The organism is Microbispora oryzae, from assembly GCF_017896165.1.
GTDB classification, from domain to species: Bacteria; Actinomycetota; Actinomycetes; order Streptosporangiales; family Streptosporangiaceae; genus Microbispora; species Microbispora oryzae.
Map to the genome: position 1 here is coordinate 706427 of NZ_JAFCNB010000001.1, position 14119 is coordinate 720545.

Below are 14119 nucleotides of genomic sequence, written 5' to 3' on the forward strand. Positions count from 1 at the left end.
GGAGACCGGTCAGAGGTCGAGCAGACTCTCCAGGCCCACCGTCAGCCCGTCCAGCCCGGGGACGCGGCGGACGCCGAGCAGCACGCCGGGCGTGAAGGACGCCCGGCTCATCGTGTCGTGCCGGATGGTCAGGGTCTCCCCCTCACCGCCGAGCAGCACCTCCTGATGGGCGATCAGCCCGCCCAGCCGTACGGCGTGCACGTGGACGCCGTCGACCGTCGCGCCGCGGGCCCCGTCGAGCTGGGTGGTGGTGGCGTCGGGGGAGGCGCCCAGCCCCGCCTCGCGACGCGCCCGGGCCACCAGCTCGGCGGTCCGGCGGGCGGTGCCCGAGGGGGCGTCCGCCTTGTTCGGGTGGTGCAGCTCGACGATCTCGACCGACTCGAAGTGGCGCGCCGCCTGCTGGGCGAAGTGCATCATCAGCACGGCCGCGATGCCGAAGTTGGGGGCGATCAGCGCGTTGGTCCCCGGGTTTCGCGCGAGCCAGCCCCGCACGGTGTCCAGCCGGGCCGCGTCGAAGCCCGTCGTGCCGACCACGGTGTGGATGCCGCGACCGATGCACCATTCGAGGTTGGCCATGACCACGTCGGGGTGGGTGAAGTCGACCACCACCTCGGCCTTGGCCAGCGCGTCGAGCGAGTCGTCCTTGTCGACCGCCGCCACGAGCTCCAGATCCTCCGCCGCCTCGACGGCCCTGCACACTTCCACACCGACGCGACCGCGCGCGCCGAGGACACCGACCTTAATCACGGGGAAAGGCTATAGCCCCCCGCCGTCCCCGTCCTCCAGGGACGTGCGGGTACGCTTCCGGAGCCGGTTCCGGCGCGACGGCGTGTGACCGGACTCACAGGGAACCCGGAAGCCGCCGCGGACAGGTCAGGGTGTGAGACGAATGATGCGCGCCCGGATCAGAGCGGGCGACCCGGCGGCGTTCCGCGAGCTGTTCGGCGAGCACGCGCAGGCGATCTACCGCCACGCCGTCCGGGCCACCGGCGACTGGTCGGCCGCCGAGGACGTGGTGTCCCTGACCTTCCTGGAGGCGTGGCGGCTGCGCGGGCGGCTGGATCCGGAGGGCGACGGCCTGGCCCCGTGGCTGTTCGGGATCGCCACCAACGTGCTGCGGAACACGAGCCGCGCCGCCCGGCGGCACCGCGCGGCGCTGTCCCGGCTGCCCGCCGGGGCCGAGGTGCCCGACTTCGCCGACGAGATCGCGGGCCGCGCCGACGACGCGGCGCGAATCGGCGCGGCCCACGCCGCCCTCGCCCGGCTGGGCGACACCGACAGGGAAATCATCATGCTGTGCGTCTGGGCCGGCCTGGACTACGCGTCCACGGCGGAGGCCCTCGGGATCCCGGTGGGCACCGTGCGATCCCGGCTCTCGCGGGCCAGAACCCGCCTGCGTGAGCTCAGCGCGACCCTCCAGGAGGAGAGCCGATGAACGCCGAGATCGAAGAGCTCGCCCGCCTGCTCCCGCCCCCCGGGCAGCCGGCGCTCCCCCCGCTGCGGCACCGGCAACTGCTGGACCATCTGTCCCGGGAGATCGACGCGGACCTCGCCCGGTCGCCCCGGCGGCTCCGCCTCCCGGGACTCCCGATGCCCGCCCGCGCCACCGTGGCACTGTCCGTGGCACTGTCCGTGGCACTGGCCGCGGTCCTGGTTGTGGCATTCGTGGCGTCCCGCCCCCGCGGGCCACGGATCGAGGAGGTGTCCTTCACCGCGCCGTCCGTGATTCAGGTGCCGGCCGCCACCTCGAAGGGCGTCGCCGAGACGCTGGAGAGGATCGCCGACGCCGCCGCGCGCCGGGTCGCCCCGGCCGTCGGGCCCGGCCAGTACGTCTACACGCGGAGCGCGGTGTCGAGCAGCAGGCCCACCGCGCAGCGGACGTTCGGCGGCCCGGTGGAGGGGATCCCCATGCACCAGCGGCAGACCTGGCTGCCGGGGGATCCCGGCGCCACCGGGATCGTCCGGGAGGACGGCGGCGACATGACGCTGCACTCGTCCGTCGACAGCGCGTCGTACCGGCGGATAGCGGCGCTTCCCGCCGACCCGCGCGCCGTGCTCGAATGGCTCTACACGCGTCAGGGCGACCGCAGCCCGTCCCGCGCCTTCGACCAGGTGGGAATGCTGCTCGATCCCGAGACGATCGTGCCGCAGGGCGTCCGCGCCGCGCTCTACCGCGCGACCGCGCTCATCCCGGGCGTGCAACTCGTGCCGCACGCGCGGGACGCCCTCGGCCGCCGCGGCGTCGGCGTGGCGTTCACCCTGAACGGCGAGCGCACCGAGTGGATCTTCGACTCCGCGACGCTGTCCCGCCTCGGCACGCGCGACTACCTCGTGACCGGCTCCGGCCGGGGCGGCGCGGGCACCGTCATGAGCACCGACGTCGTGCTCGACCAGAGGGTCGTCGACGACGCCGGCGACGCCGGATGACACGGCCCCCGGGATGAGAGACACGAGAGCCGCGCGGCGCCCGTGGGGCGCGGCGCGGCTCTCGCCTCGGACAGCTCGCCGGGAGATGCACCCGGCGGACGTCAGGACACGGCGAAGCCGAAATCCTTGTCGGCGTATGGACCGATCACGGCGAGCGTCAGCGGACGGTTCAGCACGTCGGCGGCCACCTCCGCGATGTCGTCCGGGGTGACGGCCTCGATCCGCCCGAGGACCTCGTCCACCGGCATGAGCCGCTCATAGACGAGCTCGCTCTTACCGATCCTGGACATGCGGGAGCCGGTGTCCTCAAGCCCGAGCACCAGCCCGCCCCGCATCTGGCCCTTGCCGCGGGCGATCTCCTCGTCGGTGAAACCGGCGTTCAGGACCCGCGTCACCTCGTCCCGGCAGATCTTCAGCACGTCGTCGGCCTTGGACGGCAGGCAGCCGACGTAGATCCCGAACTGGCCGGTGTCGGCGTACTGCGAGGTGTAGCTGTACGCGCTGTAGGCCAGGCCGCGCTTCTCCCGGATCTCCTGGAACAGCCGCGACGACATGCCGCCGCCCAGCGCGGCGTTCAGCACGCTCAGGGCGAACCGGCGGTCGTCGTTCCGGGAGACGCCGGTCGTGCCGAGCACGAGGTTCGCCTGCTCGGTGGGCCGGTCGAGCACCCGGACGCCGGAGCGCGACCCCGCTCCCGGCCCCCCGATCCGCGGGGGCGCGGGCTCGGCGGCGCCGCCGAGGGCCCCGGCCCGCTCGTACGCCGCCGCCACGAGCTCGACGACCACGTCGTGGTCGACGTTGCCCGCCACGGACACCACGGTCCGCGGCGGCAGGTAGTAGCGCTGGTAGTACTCGTGGATGCGGTCGCGGGTCAACGCGTTGATCGAGTCGTCGTTGCCGAGGATCGGCCGCCCGATCGGCGTGTCGCCGTACAGCTCGGCGGCGAACTGCTCGTGCACGACGTCCGACGGGTCGTCGTCGTGCATCGCGATCTCCTCCAGGATCACACCGCGCTCGGACTCCACGTCGTCGGCGGTGATCAGGGAGGAGGTCACGACGTCGGCGAGCACGTCGATGGCCAGGGGCAGGTCCTCGTCGAGCACCCTCGCGTAGTAGCAGGTGTACTCCTTGGCGGTGAACGCGTTGATCTCCCCGCCGATCCCCTCGATCGACGCCGAGATCTCCATGGCGCTCCGCGTGGGCGTGCCCTTGAAGAGGAGGTGCTCGAGGAAGTGGGTGGCCCCCATGTGCTCGGGGGCCTCGTCGCGGGAACCGATGCCGACCCACATGCCGACCGCCACGCTGCGGACGGTCGGCATGGACTCGGTCACCACCCGGAGCCCCCCGGGGAGGACGGTGCGCCGGATCGCGCCCGCACCGTCCTTACCCGGGTGGAGAGTCGTGGTGATCACGAGTTCCGCTCGTCCCGTCCGCCGCGGGTACGGCTGCGGCGCGGGCGCGGAGCGCGCTCCTCCTGCTGCTGCGGCTCCGCCGCCGCTCCCGGCGCGGCCGGGGCGGCGGACGCCGGGGCGGCCTCGCCGCTCTCGTCCGCGGCGGCCTTCTCGGCGGCCTCCTTCTCGACCACCTCGACAGGCACCAGCGACAGCTTGCCGCGCGAGTCGATCTCGGCGATCTCCACCTGGATCTTCTCGCCGACGTTCATGACGTCCTCGACGTTCTCGATCCGGCGGCCGCCGTGCAGCTTGCGGATCTGCGAGACGTGCAGCAGACCGTCCTTGCCGGGCAGCAGCGACACGAACGCGCCGAAGGCGGCGATCTTCACGACCGTGCCCAGGTAGCGCTCGCCGACCTCCGGCATGTGCGGGTTCGCGATGCCGTTGATCAGCGACCGGGCGGCCTCCGCGGACGGGCCGTCGGTGGCGCCGATGTAGATCGTGCCGTCGTCCTCGATGGTGATCTCGGCGCCGGTGTCGTCCTGGATCTGGTTGATCATCTTGCCCTTGGGGCCGATGACCTCGCCGATCTTGTCGACCGGGACCTTGATGGTGATGATGCGCGGCGCGGTCGGGTTCATCTCCGCCGGAGAGTCGATCGCCTCCTGCATCACGTCGAGGATCGCCAGGCGGGCGCCTCTGGCCTGCTTCAGCGCCCCCGCGAGCACGTGGGCCGGGATACCGTCGAGCTTCGTGTCGAGCTGCAGCGCGGTGATCAGGTCCTTCGTGCCGGCGACCTTGAAGTCCATGTCGCCCATCGCGTCCTCGGCGCCGAGGATGTCGGTCAGCGTCACATACTGGTCGCCCTCGCCGATGAGGCCCATCGCGATGCCGGCCACCATCTCCTTGAGCGGCACGCCCGCGTCGAGCAGGGCCATCGTGGACGCGCACACGGAGCCCATCGAGGTCGAGCCGTTCGACCCGAGGGCCTCGGAGACCTGCCGGATGGCGTACGGGAACTCCTCCCGCGACGGCAGCACGGGGATCAGCGCCCGCTCGGCCAGCGCTCCGTGGCCGATCTCGCGGCGCTTCGGCGAGCCGACGCGGCCCGTCTCACCCGTGGAGTACGGCGGGAAGTTGTAGTTGTGCATGTAGCGCTTCGTCCGCTCGGGATTGAGCGTGTCGATCATCTGCTCCATGCGCAGCATGTTCAGCGTGGTGATGCCCAGGATCTGGGTCTCCCCGCGCTCGAACAGGGCCGAGCCGTGCACCCGGGGCACCACGTGGACCTCGGCGTTGAGCTGCCGGATGTCCTTCGTGCCGCGGCCGTCGATCCGGACGCCCTCGGCGATGACGCGCGCGCGCATCAGCTTCTTGGTCAGCGACCGGAAGGCGGCGCCGATCTCCTTCTCCCGGCCCTCGAAGTCGGGCAGGAGCTTCTCGGCGGCCAGGGCCTTGACCCGGTCGATCTCCAGCTCGCGCTCCTGCTTGCCGGCGATGGCCAGCGCCGCGGCCAGCTCGTTGCGCACGGCGCCGGTGACGGCCTCCAGGGCGTCGTCCTGGTAGTCGAGGAAGATCGGATACTCGGCGGTCTCCTTGCCGGCGACCTGGGCCAGCTTGGCCTGCGCCTCGCAGAGCACCTTGATGAACGGCTTGGCGGCCTCCAGGCCCTGCGCGACGGCCTCCTCGGTCGGCGCCACGGCGCCCTCGGCCACCAGCTTCAGCGTGTCGCGCGTCGACTCGGCCTCGACCATCATGATCGCCACGTCGCCGTCGGGCAGCACCCGGCCCGCGACCACCATGTCGAAGGTGGCGGTCTCCAGCTCGGAGTGGGTCGGGAAGGCGACCCACTGACCGTCGATCAGCCCGACCCGCACGCCGCCGATGGGGCCGGAGAACGGCAGCCCGGCCAGCTGGGTCGACATGCTCGCGGCGTTGATGGCCACCACGTCGTACAGGTGATCGGGCTGCAGCGCCATCACGGTGGCGACGATCTGGATCTCGTTGCGCAGGCCCTTGACGAACGACGGGCGCAGCGGCCGGTCGATCAGACGGCAGGTGAGGATCGCGTCCTCGGACGGCCTGCCCTCACGGCGGAAGAACGAGCCGGGGATCCGGCCCGCCGCGTACATCCGCTCCTCGACGTCCACGGTGAGCGGGAAGAAGTCCAGGTTCTCCTTGGGATTCTTCGACGCGGTGGTCGCGCTCAGCACCATCGTCTCGTCGTCGAGGTACGCGACGGCGCTACCCGCCGCCTGGCGCGCGAGGCGACCGGTCTCGAACCGGATCGTGCGCGTGCCGAAAGAGCCGTTGTCGATGACGGCTTCCGTGCTGTGGACACCCTCCACGGGGGACCTCCTTCTGGGGTCGGTCTCCCGCGTCCTGCTACGCCGGGCTCCCCGTTCAGGTGCAGCGCCGGTCTTCGATCGAAGCGCCCGGTCCGTCCGTACGGCTCTCGCCGCGCCGACCGGGGGCCACTACCGAGGACCGGCCCTCTCACGCCGCGGGATCGCGCGTGCGGCTTGCTGGCGGACGCGGGGCACATGTCTGTCGGGTCGATTCAGCCTGGCGGCTTCCTCTCCCTCTCGGCTATTCGGTTGTTAATCTCGTGGGCCCATTGTGGCCCGTTGTGGAAAGGGAGCGGCGAAGAATCGCCGCTCCCGTCTCACATTATCGACGCAGTCCGAGCCGCTCGATGAGGGACCGGTAACGCGTGATGTCCTTGGCCTGCAGATACTTCAGCAGGCGACGCCGGCGGCCGACCAGCAGCAGCAGCCCGCGGCGGCTGTGGTGGTCGTGCTTGTGCGTCTTGAGGTGCTCGGTCAGGTCACTGATGCGCTTGCTCAGCAGCGCGATCTGGACCTCCGGCGACCCCGTGTCGCCCTCGCCCGTGCCGTACTCGGTAACGATCGTCTTGGTGGTGGCGGCGTCGAGCGCCATTCGTTCTCCTTCTTATGGGAGGCACGCGCAACACTTCCGAAGCCCGCGAACGACCGTGCGTGCCTACAGTCGCCGTGACAGGCCAGCCGCGGCGGCGCACGGCGCCACCGAACGAGGGCTGACATCCAAGGCTACCACCGGGAAACGGCGCCCCGCACAACCGCGATCACATGCAGTTGCGGTCCCCGTGCCGGCGATCAGCCCTGGCCGGCGCGGGCCGTGACCTCCCGGGCCCGATCCACGTCCGTCCGCATCTGGACGATCAGGTCCTCGATCGAGTCGAACCTGAGCGTGTCCCGCAGCCGCTCCGCGAAGTCGACCGCCACATGCGCCCCGTACAGATCGAGATCGTCGCGGTCCAGCGCGTACGCCTCCACCGTCCGCTCGACCCCGTCGAACGTCGGGTTGGTGCCGATCGAGATGGCCGCCGGCCAGCGCTGCCCATCGTACGGCGAGGGCGTCTGCGTGCACTGCAACCAGCCCGCGTAGACCCCGTCCGCCGGGATGGCCGTGTGCTGCGGCGACTCCACGTTGGCCGTGGGGAAACCCAGTGCCCTGCCCCTCTGGTGTCCCCGGACGACCACGCCCTCCACCCGGTGCGGACGGCCCAGCGCCGCGGCCGCGCCCACCACGTCACCGGCGGCCAGCCGCTCCCGCACCAGCGTCGAGGAGATCGCGTCCGAACCGCCGACCAGCGCCAGGCCCTCCACGGTGAAGTCGTACTTCTCCCCCAGCTCCCGCAAGGTGCTCAGATCGCCGGACGCCTTGTGACCGAACCGGAAGTTCTCCCCCACCACCACGGCCGACGCGCGCAGCCGCTCCACCAGCACCGTCTGCACGAACTCGTCCGGCGACATCCGGGAGAACTCCAGCGTGAACGGCAGCACGCACACCGCGTCCACTCCGAGGGACGCCAGCAGCTCCGTCCTGCGGCGCGGGCTCGTCAGCTGCGGCGGATGGCTGCCGGGCCGGACCACCTCGCCCGGGTGCGGATCGAAAGTGATCACGACCGACGCCGACCCGAGGCCGCGCGCCAACTCCACCGCGCGCCCCACCATCCGCTGGTGACCGAGATGGACGCCGTCGAACACGCCGATCGTGACGACGGACCTGCCCCAGTCATCGGGGACGTCACCCAGCCCGTGCCAGCTCTGCACCGCGACCTCGATTCCCTGTCTACTTGCCTCGCCTTGCGGCTCGCAGGTCTACTTGCCTCGCCCGGCGGCTCGGACGCTCACACGCCGCCGCCGGGCTCGCGCAGTAGACAGCCTGCCATGTCCCGGGGGACGCGTGGGCACCAGCCCCGGCGTCAGGGGACGAAGACCACGAGGGGCCGGGCCGCGCCCGCGCGCTCCTCGACGAGCGCCAGAAGGGTGCCGTCCTCGGCGAACACCCCCGACGGGCCGGGTCCGAGACCCGCTGCCGGCAGACGGCCGCCGTGCGCGACCAGCCGCGCCTGTTCCTCCGTCACGTCCCGGCGGGGGAACGCGGCGGCGACGGCGTCGGCGATCGGCATGATCACACACTCCCGCTGGAGCTCCTCGATCGTCCTGGCCGTGTCGATTCCGTACGGGCCGACCCGGGTGCGGCGCAGGCGGGTGAGATGCCCGCCGACACCGAGGGCGGCGCCGAGGTCGCGGGCCAGCGACCGGATGTACGTGCCGCTGGAGCAGGTGATGACGGCGTCGACGTCGATCACCTCCCCCGTCCTGCGGACCCCGGTGACGTCGAAGGCGCGGATGGTCACCGGCCGGGCGGCCAGCTCGACCTCCTCGCCCGCGCGGGCCCGCTTGTACGCCCGCTCGCCGTTCACCTTGATGGCGCTGACCTGGGGCGGGACCTGCATGATCTGGCCCGTGAGCGCGGCGACGCCGGCGTGGATCCGCTCGTCGGCGACGGAGTCCGCCGGGGCGGCCGCGATCACCTCGCCCTCCGCGTCGTCGGTGTTGGTCGACACGCCGAGCCGGATCGTCGCCTCGTAGACCTTCTCGGTCAGCGCGAGATGCCCGAGGAGCCGGGTCGCCTTCTCCACGCCCACCACCAGGACGCCGGTCGCCATCGGGTCGAGGGTGCCCGCGTGGCCCACCTTGCGGGTGCCCGCGATGCCGCGCATCTTGCCGACCACGTCGTGCGACGTCCAGCCGGCGGGCTTGTCCACGATGATCAGTCCGCTCGGCGGCGGGGTCCGCCGGGCTCTGGCCGTGCTCATATGTCAGCCCGCTTCCGTGCCGGGTTCCGCGGACGCGGAGAGAAGAGGACGCAGGGCCGCCATGATCTTGTCCGGGGCGAGGCCCGACGAGAAACCGGCGGCGAGGGCGTGACCGCCGCCCCCCAGGGCGGTGCACGCGCGGCTCACGTCCACGGCGCCCTTCGATCGGGTGGAGACGTTCCAGGTGCCGTCGTCGTCCTGCTTGAGCACCACGGCCACGTCGGCCTCGTCGACCCGGCGGACCACGTCGATCACGCCTTCCGACTCGCTGTACGGCAGGCCCGCGGCGGCGCGGTCGTCGCGGCCGAGGTAGGTCCAGACCAGCCCGTGGCCCCCCGCCTCACCGGGTTCGAGGCGGGCACGGCCGAGGGCGAGGCCGAGCACGCCCAGGTAGGCGAAGGGCGACCGGTCCCACAGCTCGCGGGCGATCTCGTCGGGGCTGATCCCGGTGGCGAGCAGCCGACCCGCCAGGGCGTGCACCTCGGGAGTGGTCCCCCGGTAGCGGAACGACCCGGTGTCCGTCACCAGGCCGGTGTAAAGGCAGGTGGCGATCTCGCGGTCGAGGGTGAGACCGAGCCTGCGGACGAGCTCCTCCACCACCACGGCGGTGGCGGCGGCCGACGTGTCGACCAGGTGGACCGACCCGAACCGGGTGTTGGACACGTGATGGTCGATCACGATCAGCTCGCCGGCCGCGCCGGCGTTCGGCATGAGCAGGCCGAGCCGTTCCATCGTCGACGCGTCAAAAGTGATCATCACGGCGGGCTCGGCCGGATAGCTCTCCGGTTCGACGAGCAGGTCGCGTCCGGGGAGGTAGCGCAGGAGCCGCGGCACCGCGAAGCACCGGTCTCCGAACGAGGCGGCCACCTTCCTGCCGGAGGCCCGGAGCGCGAGGCCGAGGCCGAGCATCGAGCCGAGCGCGTCGCCGTCCGGTGAGACGTGGCACGCCAGCGCGACGCTCTCCGCGCCCCTGATGAGTTCGAGCGCCCGGTCCCAGTCCGCCTCGGTGAGAGTCGTACCGTTGGCGGTCACCGGGGGCGGCGCTCCACCCGGTCTGAGGATTCGTCCGCGTCGTCGCCGATCTCGGCGACCTCGCCGTCGAAGACCTCCTCGATCCGGTAGGGGTCGGCCTCCCCGGCGAACTGGGCGCCCTCCGCCTGCTTGGCGACCTCCTCGTCCTTGGCCCTGGCCAGGGCGAACAGGTCGTCCATGTGGCGGGCGCTGTCGGGGAGGGGGTCGTGGACGAACGTGAGGGTGGGGGTGTGCCGCAGCCCGGTCTGCCTGCCGACCTCCGAGCGGATGATGCCCTTCGCGCTGTTCAGAGCGGCGGCGGTGTCGGCCCGCTCGGCCTCCGACCCGAAGACCGTGTAGAAGACCGTCGCGTCGCTCAGGTCCGGGGTGATCCTCGCGTCGGTCACCGTGATGAACCCGAGACGGGGATCCTTGATCCGTCGTTCGAGCATCTCCGCGACGACCTGCTGGATGCGGTCCGCCAGTTTCCTGGCTCGCGCTGCGTCCATCATCACGCTCCCTCGTTCACTGTACGGCTGACGCGCGGGCCGGGCCGTCTATTCCTCGTGGTCGTTGAAGAGCCGCCGGCGGGACGACAGCAGCTCGATCTCGGGATGAAAGGCGACGACGCGCTCACACGCGTCCAGCACCTCGTCGCAGTTGACGGGCGACCCGGACACCACGGCGACGCCGATCTCGGCGCGGCGGTGCAGGTCGTTATGGCCGGTCTCCGCCACGGCGACGCCCGGGAACCGCCGTTGGATCTCGGCGACGATCGGGCGGACGACGGAGCGCTTCTGCTTCAGCGAATGCACATCGCCGAGCAGGATGTCCAATGTGAGGGCACCGACGTACATGGATGTCCCGCCGCGGGGCGGACGCCCGGCCGCCGCCCCCGGGAGCGGGGGCGGCGGCACGGCGCGTCAGACGCGCGGCTTCTCCTGCATCTCGAACGTCTCGATGACGTCCTCGATCTTGATGTCGTTGTAGCCGATTCCGATACCGCACTCGAAGCCCTCGCGGACCTCGGTCGCGTCCTCCTTGAACCGGCGCAGCGACACCACAGTGAGGTTGTCGGCCACCACGACGCCGTCGCGGATGAGCCGGGCCTTGCTGTTGCGGGTGATCGTGCCCGTGCGGACCACGGCACCGGCGACGTTGCCGATCCGCGGGACCTTGAAGACCTCCCGGACCTCGGCGGTGCCGGTGCGGACCTCCTCGAACTCCGGCTTGAGCATGCCCTTGAGGGCCGCCTCGATCTCCTCGATCGCCTGGTAGATGACCGAGTAGTAGCGGATGTCGACGCCCTCGCGCTCGGCGAGGTCGCGCGCCCGGACCTCCGGCCGCACGTTGAAGCCGATGATCACCGCGTTGTCGTCCGCGATCGCCAGGTTGACGTCGAACTCCGTGATGGCGCCGACGCCGCGGTGCAGCACGCGGAGGTTGACCTCCTCGCCGACGTCGATCTTGAGGAGCGCGTCCTCCAGGGCTTCCACGGAACCGGACACGTCACCCTTGATGACGAGCTTGAGCTCCTCGACCTGGCCCTTCTCGAGGTCCTTGAACAGCTCCTCGAGCGTGCGCCGGCGGCCCGACCTCGCCATGTCGGCGACCCGCAGCCTGGCCGCCCGCTGCTGGGCGATCTGACGGGCCATCCGGTCGTCGGGGACAACGATGAAGTTGTCACCGGCGCGCGGGACGGCCGTCAGGCCGAGCACCAGGACCGGACGCGACGGGTCGGCCTCTTCGACCGTGTCGCCGTTGTCGTCCAGCATCGCCCGGACGCGGCCGAAGGCCTCGCCACAGACGATGGAGTCGCCGACCCGCAGGGTGCCGCGCTGCACGAGCACGGTCGCCACGGGGCCGCGGCCCTTGTCCAGGTGCGCCTCGATGGCGAGGCCCTGGGCGTCCATGTCGGGGTTGGCCCGCAGGTCGAGCTCGGCGTCCGCGGTGAGCAGGATGGCCTCGAGCAGGTTGTCGATGCCGATGCCCTCCTTCGCGGAGATGTCCACGAAGAGCGTGGAGCCACCGAACTCCTCGGCCACCAGGCCGTACTCGGTGAGCTGGGCCCTGACCTTGGTCGGGTCCGCGCCCTCCTTGTCGATCTTGTTGACCGCCACCACGACCGGCACGTTCGCGGCGTGCGCGTGGTTGAGCGCCTCGATCGTCTGCGGCTTCACACCGTCGTCGGCCGCGACCACCAGAACGGCGATGTCGGTGGCCTGGGCACCGCGGGCACGCATGGCGGTGAACGCCTCGTGACCCGGGGTGTCGATGAAGGTGATCTTCCGCGGCTCGCCCTCGTGGACCGTCGCCACCTGGTAGGCGCCGATGTGCTGGGTGATGCCGCCGGCCTCGCGGGCCACCACGTTGGTGTGGCGGATCGCGTCGAGCAGCTTCGTCTTACCGTGGTCGACGTGGCCCATGACGGTCACGACCGGCGGACGCGGCGCGAGGTCGCCCTCATCACCCTCGTCCTCACCAAACTCGATCTTGAAGGACTCGAGGATCTCGCGATCCTCCTCCTCCGGGCTGACGACCTGGACGTCGTAGTCGAGCTCGGCGCCGAGCAGCTGCAGCGTCTCCTCGTTGACCGACTGGGTCGCCGTCACCATCTCGCCGAGGTGCAGCATGATCTGCACGAGCGAGGCGGGGTTGGCGCCGATCCGGTCGGCGAAGTCCGACAGGGACGCGCCACGGGGCAGGCGGATCGTCTGACCGCCGCCGCGCGGAGCCTGCACGCCGCCGATCGACGGCGCCTGCATGTTGTCGAACTCTTGACGCCTCTGGCGCTTCGACTTGCGGCCACGCGTCGGACGGCCGCCGGGACGCCCGAAGGCTCCGGCCGTTCCGCCGCCGCGACCACGGCCACCGGCGCCACCGGGACGACCGGCGAAACCACCGCCGCCACCGCCACCGGGACCGCCACCGGCGCCGCCGGGACGGCCGGCACCGGCCGCACCGGGCCGGGGACCGGAGAAACCGCCGCCACCGGGACGGCCACCGCCGCCACCCGGACGGCCGCCGCCACCCGGACCACCGGGACGGCCACCGCCGCCGCCGGGACCGCCGGGACGGCCACCGCCGCCACCCGGGCCCGCGGGGCGGCCCTGAGGCATCATCATCGGGTTGGGACGAGGCCCACCGGGACGCGGACCACCCGCACCGGGGCCCGGACGCGGACCGCCCATGCCCGGCCCGGGACGAGGACCGCCGGGACCGGGACGCGGCCCGCCGGCGCCGGGGGCTCCGCCACGCGCGGCGGGCGGACGCGGGATGCCACCGTCGCGCACGCCGCCGTCACGGCGCGGCTCACGAGGAGCGCCGTCGCGATCCGGACGGTCGCCCCGCTCGGGACGACCACCGTCACGGCCGCCGTCGCGGCCACCGGGACGCGGCGGGCGCTGGCCCATGCCGCTCGCGGTGGACGAGAACGGGTTGTTCCCGGGACGCGGGCCGCGCGGGCCCGGCTTGGGCCCACCGGGACGCGGCGCGCCGCCACCGGCGGCGGGACCGGCCGTTCCTCCAGGAACGGCACCGGGACGCGGGGCGGGAGCCGGCCGGGGGCCGGGCTTCGGCGCCGCGGCACCCGGACGCGGACCGGCCGCGGCCGCGGGGCGCGGAGCCTCGGGACGCGAACTTTCCGGACGCGGGCCCTCCGGACGCGGCGCCTGCGGGCGTCCCGCGTCGGGCCGCGCCGCCTCCGGCTGGACCGCCGGCGGATGGGGCATGGGAACCGGACGCGGCGCGGGTCGCGGACCCGGCTTCGGGGCCGGCCTGGCCCCCGCGTCGACGGACGGGGAAACCGGCGCCTGCGTGGCGCCGTTGGCCGTGCTCTCAGCCGGCCTTGGCGCAGGCTTCGGCTGCGCCGGACGGGCGGGCCTGCCCCCGCCCCTGGAGGCGTCGCCCTTGCCGAACGCCTCGGTTAGCTTGCGGACGACCGGCGCCTCTATCGTTGAGGACGCCGACCTCACGAACTCGCCCATCTCGGTGAGCTTGGCCATCACGACCTTGCTCTCGACTCCGAACTCCTTGGCGAGCTCGTACACCCGGACCTTCGCCACTGCACTCCCTAACTCGGCCCGGGAGGCTCGCAGTGCCGCCGGACCGTCTCTACCTGAACGTACTCATCGCCGCG

At 72.2% G+C, this 14119-nt stretch carries 12 protein-coding genes; 2 read left to right on the forward strand and 10 right to left on the reverse strand.

Annotated elements, in window-relative coordinates; translation table 11 throughout:
- Positions 1-9: 9 nt before the first annotated feature.
- Positions 10-747, reverse strand: a complete 738-nt coding sequence (dapB, locus tag JOL79_RS03255; protein ID WP_210154072.1) for a 4-hydroxy-tetrahydrodipicolinate reductase — start codon at positions 745-747, stop codon at positions 10-12.
- 142 nt (positions 748-889) lie between these two features.
- Between dapB and JOL79_RS03260 the strand changes: the two genes are divergently transcribed.
- Positions 890-1435, forward strand: coding sequence for an RNA polymerase sigma factor (locus tag JOL79_RS03260; protein ID WP_210154203.1), 546 nt, complete (start codon positions 890-892; stop codon positions 1433-1435).
- Entirely contained in the window at positions 1432-2427 is a 996-nt protein-coding gene (locus JOL79_RS03265) for a CU044_5270 family protein (protein WP_210154073.1), read from the forward strand. Before JOL79_RS03260 ends, JOL79_RS03265 begins: the two co-directional genes overlap by 4 nt.
- Before the next feature lie 101 nt (positions 2428-2528).
- Here the strand turns inward: JOL79_RS03265 and JOL79_RS03270 are convergent, their stop codons facing one another.
- The 9 genes from JOL79_RS03270 to infB all read right to left on the reverse strand — a co-directional run bounded on the left by JOL79_RS03270 (position 2529) and on the right by infB (position 14045).
- Positions 2529-3836: a M16 family metallopeptidase gene (locus tag JOL79_RS03270; RefSeq protein ID WP_210154204.1), complete on the reverse strand. Its 1308-nt coding sequence runs from the start codon at positions 3834-3836 to the stop codon at positions 2529-2531.
- The gene (locus tag JOL79_RS03275; protein WP_210154074.1) at positions 3836-6169 is read right to left on the reverse strand and encodes a polyribonucleotide nucleotidyltransferase; all 2334 of its coding nucleotides are present in this window, start codon (positions 6167-6169) and stop codon (positions 3836-3838) included. Before JOL79_RS03275 ends, JOL79_RS03270 begins: the two co-directional genes overlap by 1 nt.
- A gap of 322 nt (positions 6170-6491) precedes the next feature.
- Entirely contained in the window at positions 6492-6761 is a 270-nt protein-coding gene (gene rpsO, locus JOL79_RS03280; RefSeq protein WP_210154075.1) for a 30S ribosomal protein S15, read from the reverse strand.
- Positions 6762-6958: 197 nt separating this feature from the next.
- The gene (locus tag JOL79_RS03285; RefSeq protein WP_210154076.1) at positions 6959-7918 is read right to left on the reverse strand and encodes a bifunctional riboflavin kinase/FAD synthetase; all 960 of its coding nucleotides are present in this window, start codon (positions 7916-7918) and stop codon (positions 6959-6961) included.
- A 152-nt stretch (positions 7919-8070) separates the two neighbouring features.
- The gene (truB, locus tag JOL79_RS03290) at positions 8071-8970 is read right to left on the reverse strand and encodes a tRNA pseudouridine(55) synthase TruB (RefSeq protein WP_210154077.1); all 900 of its coding nucleotides are present in this window, start codon (positions 8968-8970) and stop codon (positions 8071-8073) included.
- 3 nt (positions 8971-8973) lie between these two features.
- Entirely contained in the window at positions 8974-10002 is a 1029-nt protein-coding gene (locus JOL79_RS03295) for a DHH family phosphoesterase (protein ID WP_210154078.1), read from the reverse strand.
- Positions 9999-10493, reverse strand: coding sequence for a 30S ribosome-binding factor RbfA (gene rbfA, locus JOL79_RS03300; RefSeq protein ID WP_210154079.1), 495 nt, complete (start codon positions 10491-10493; stop codon positions 9999-10001). The genes JOL79_RS03295 and rbfA overlap by 4 nt, the downstream gene beginning before the upstream one ends.
- A gap of 45 nt (positions 10494-10538) precedes the next feature.
- Positions 10539-10838 (reverse strand): DUF503 domain-containing protein, encoded by a 300-nt coding sequence (locus tag JOL79_RS03305; RefSeq protein ID WP_210154080.1) that lies wholly within the window; start codon positions 10836-10838, stop codon positions 10539-10541.
- Between the two features lie 66 nt (positions 10839-10904).
- On the reverse strand, positions 10905-14045 hold the full coding sequence (infB, locus tag JOL79_RS03310; RefSeq protein ID WP_210154081.1) for a translation initiation factor IF-2: 3141 nt from the start codon (positions 14043-14045) through the stop codon (positions 10905-10907).
- Positions 14046-14119 lie beyond the last annotated feature (74 nt).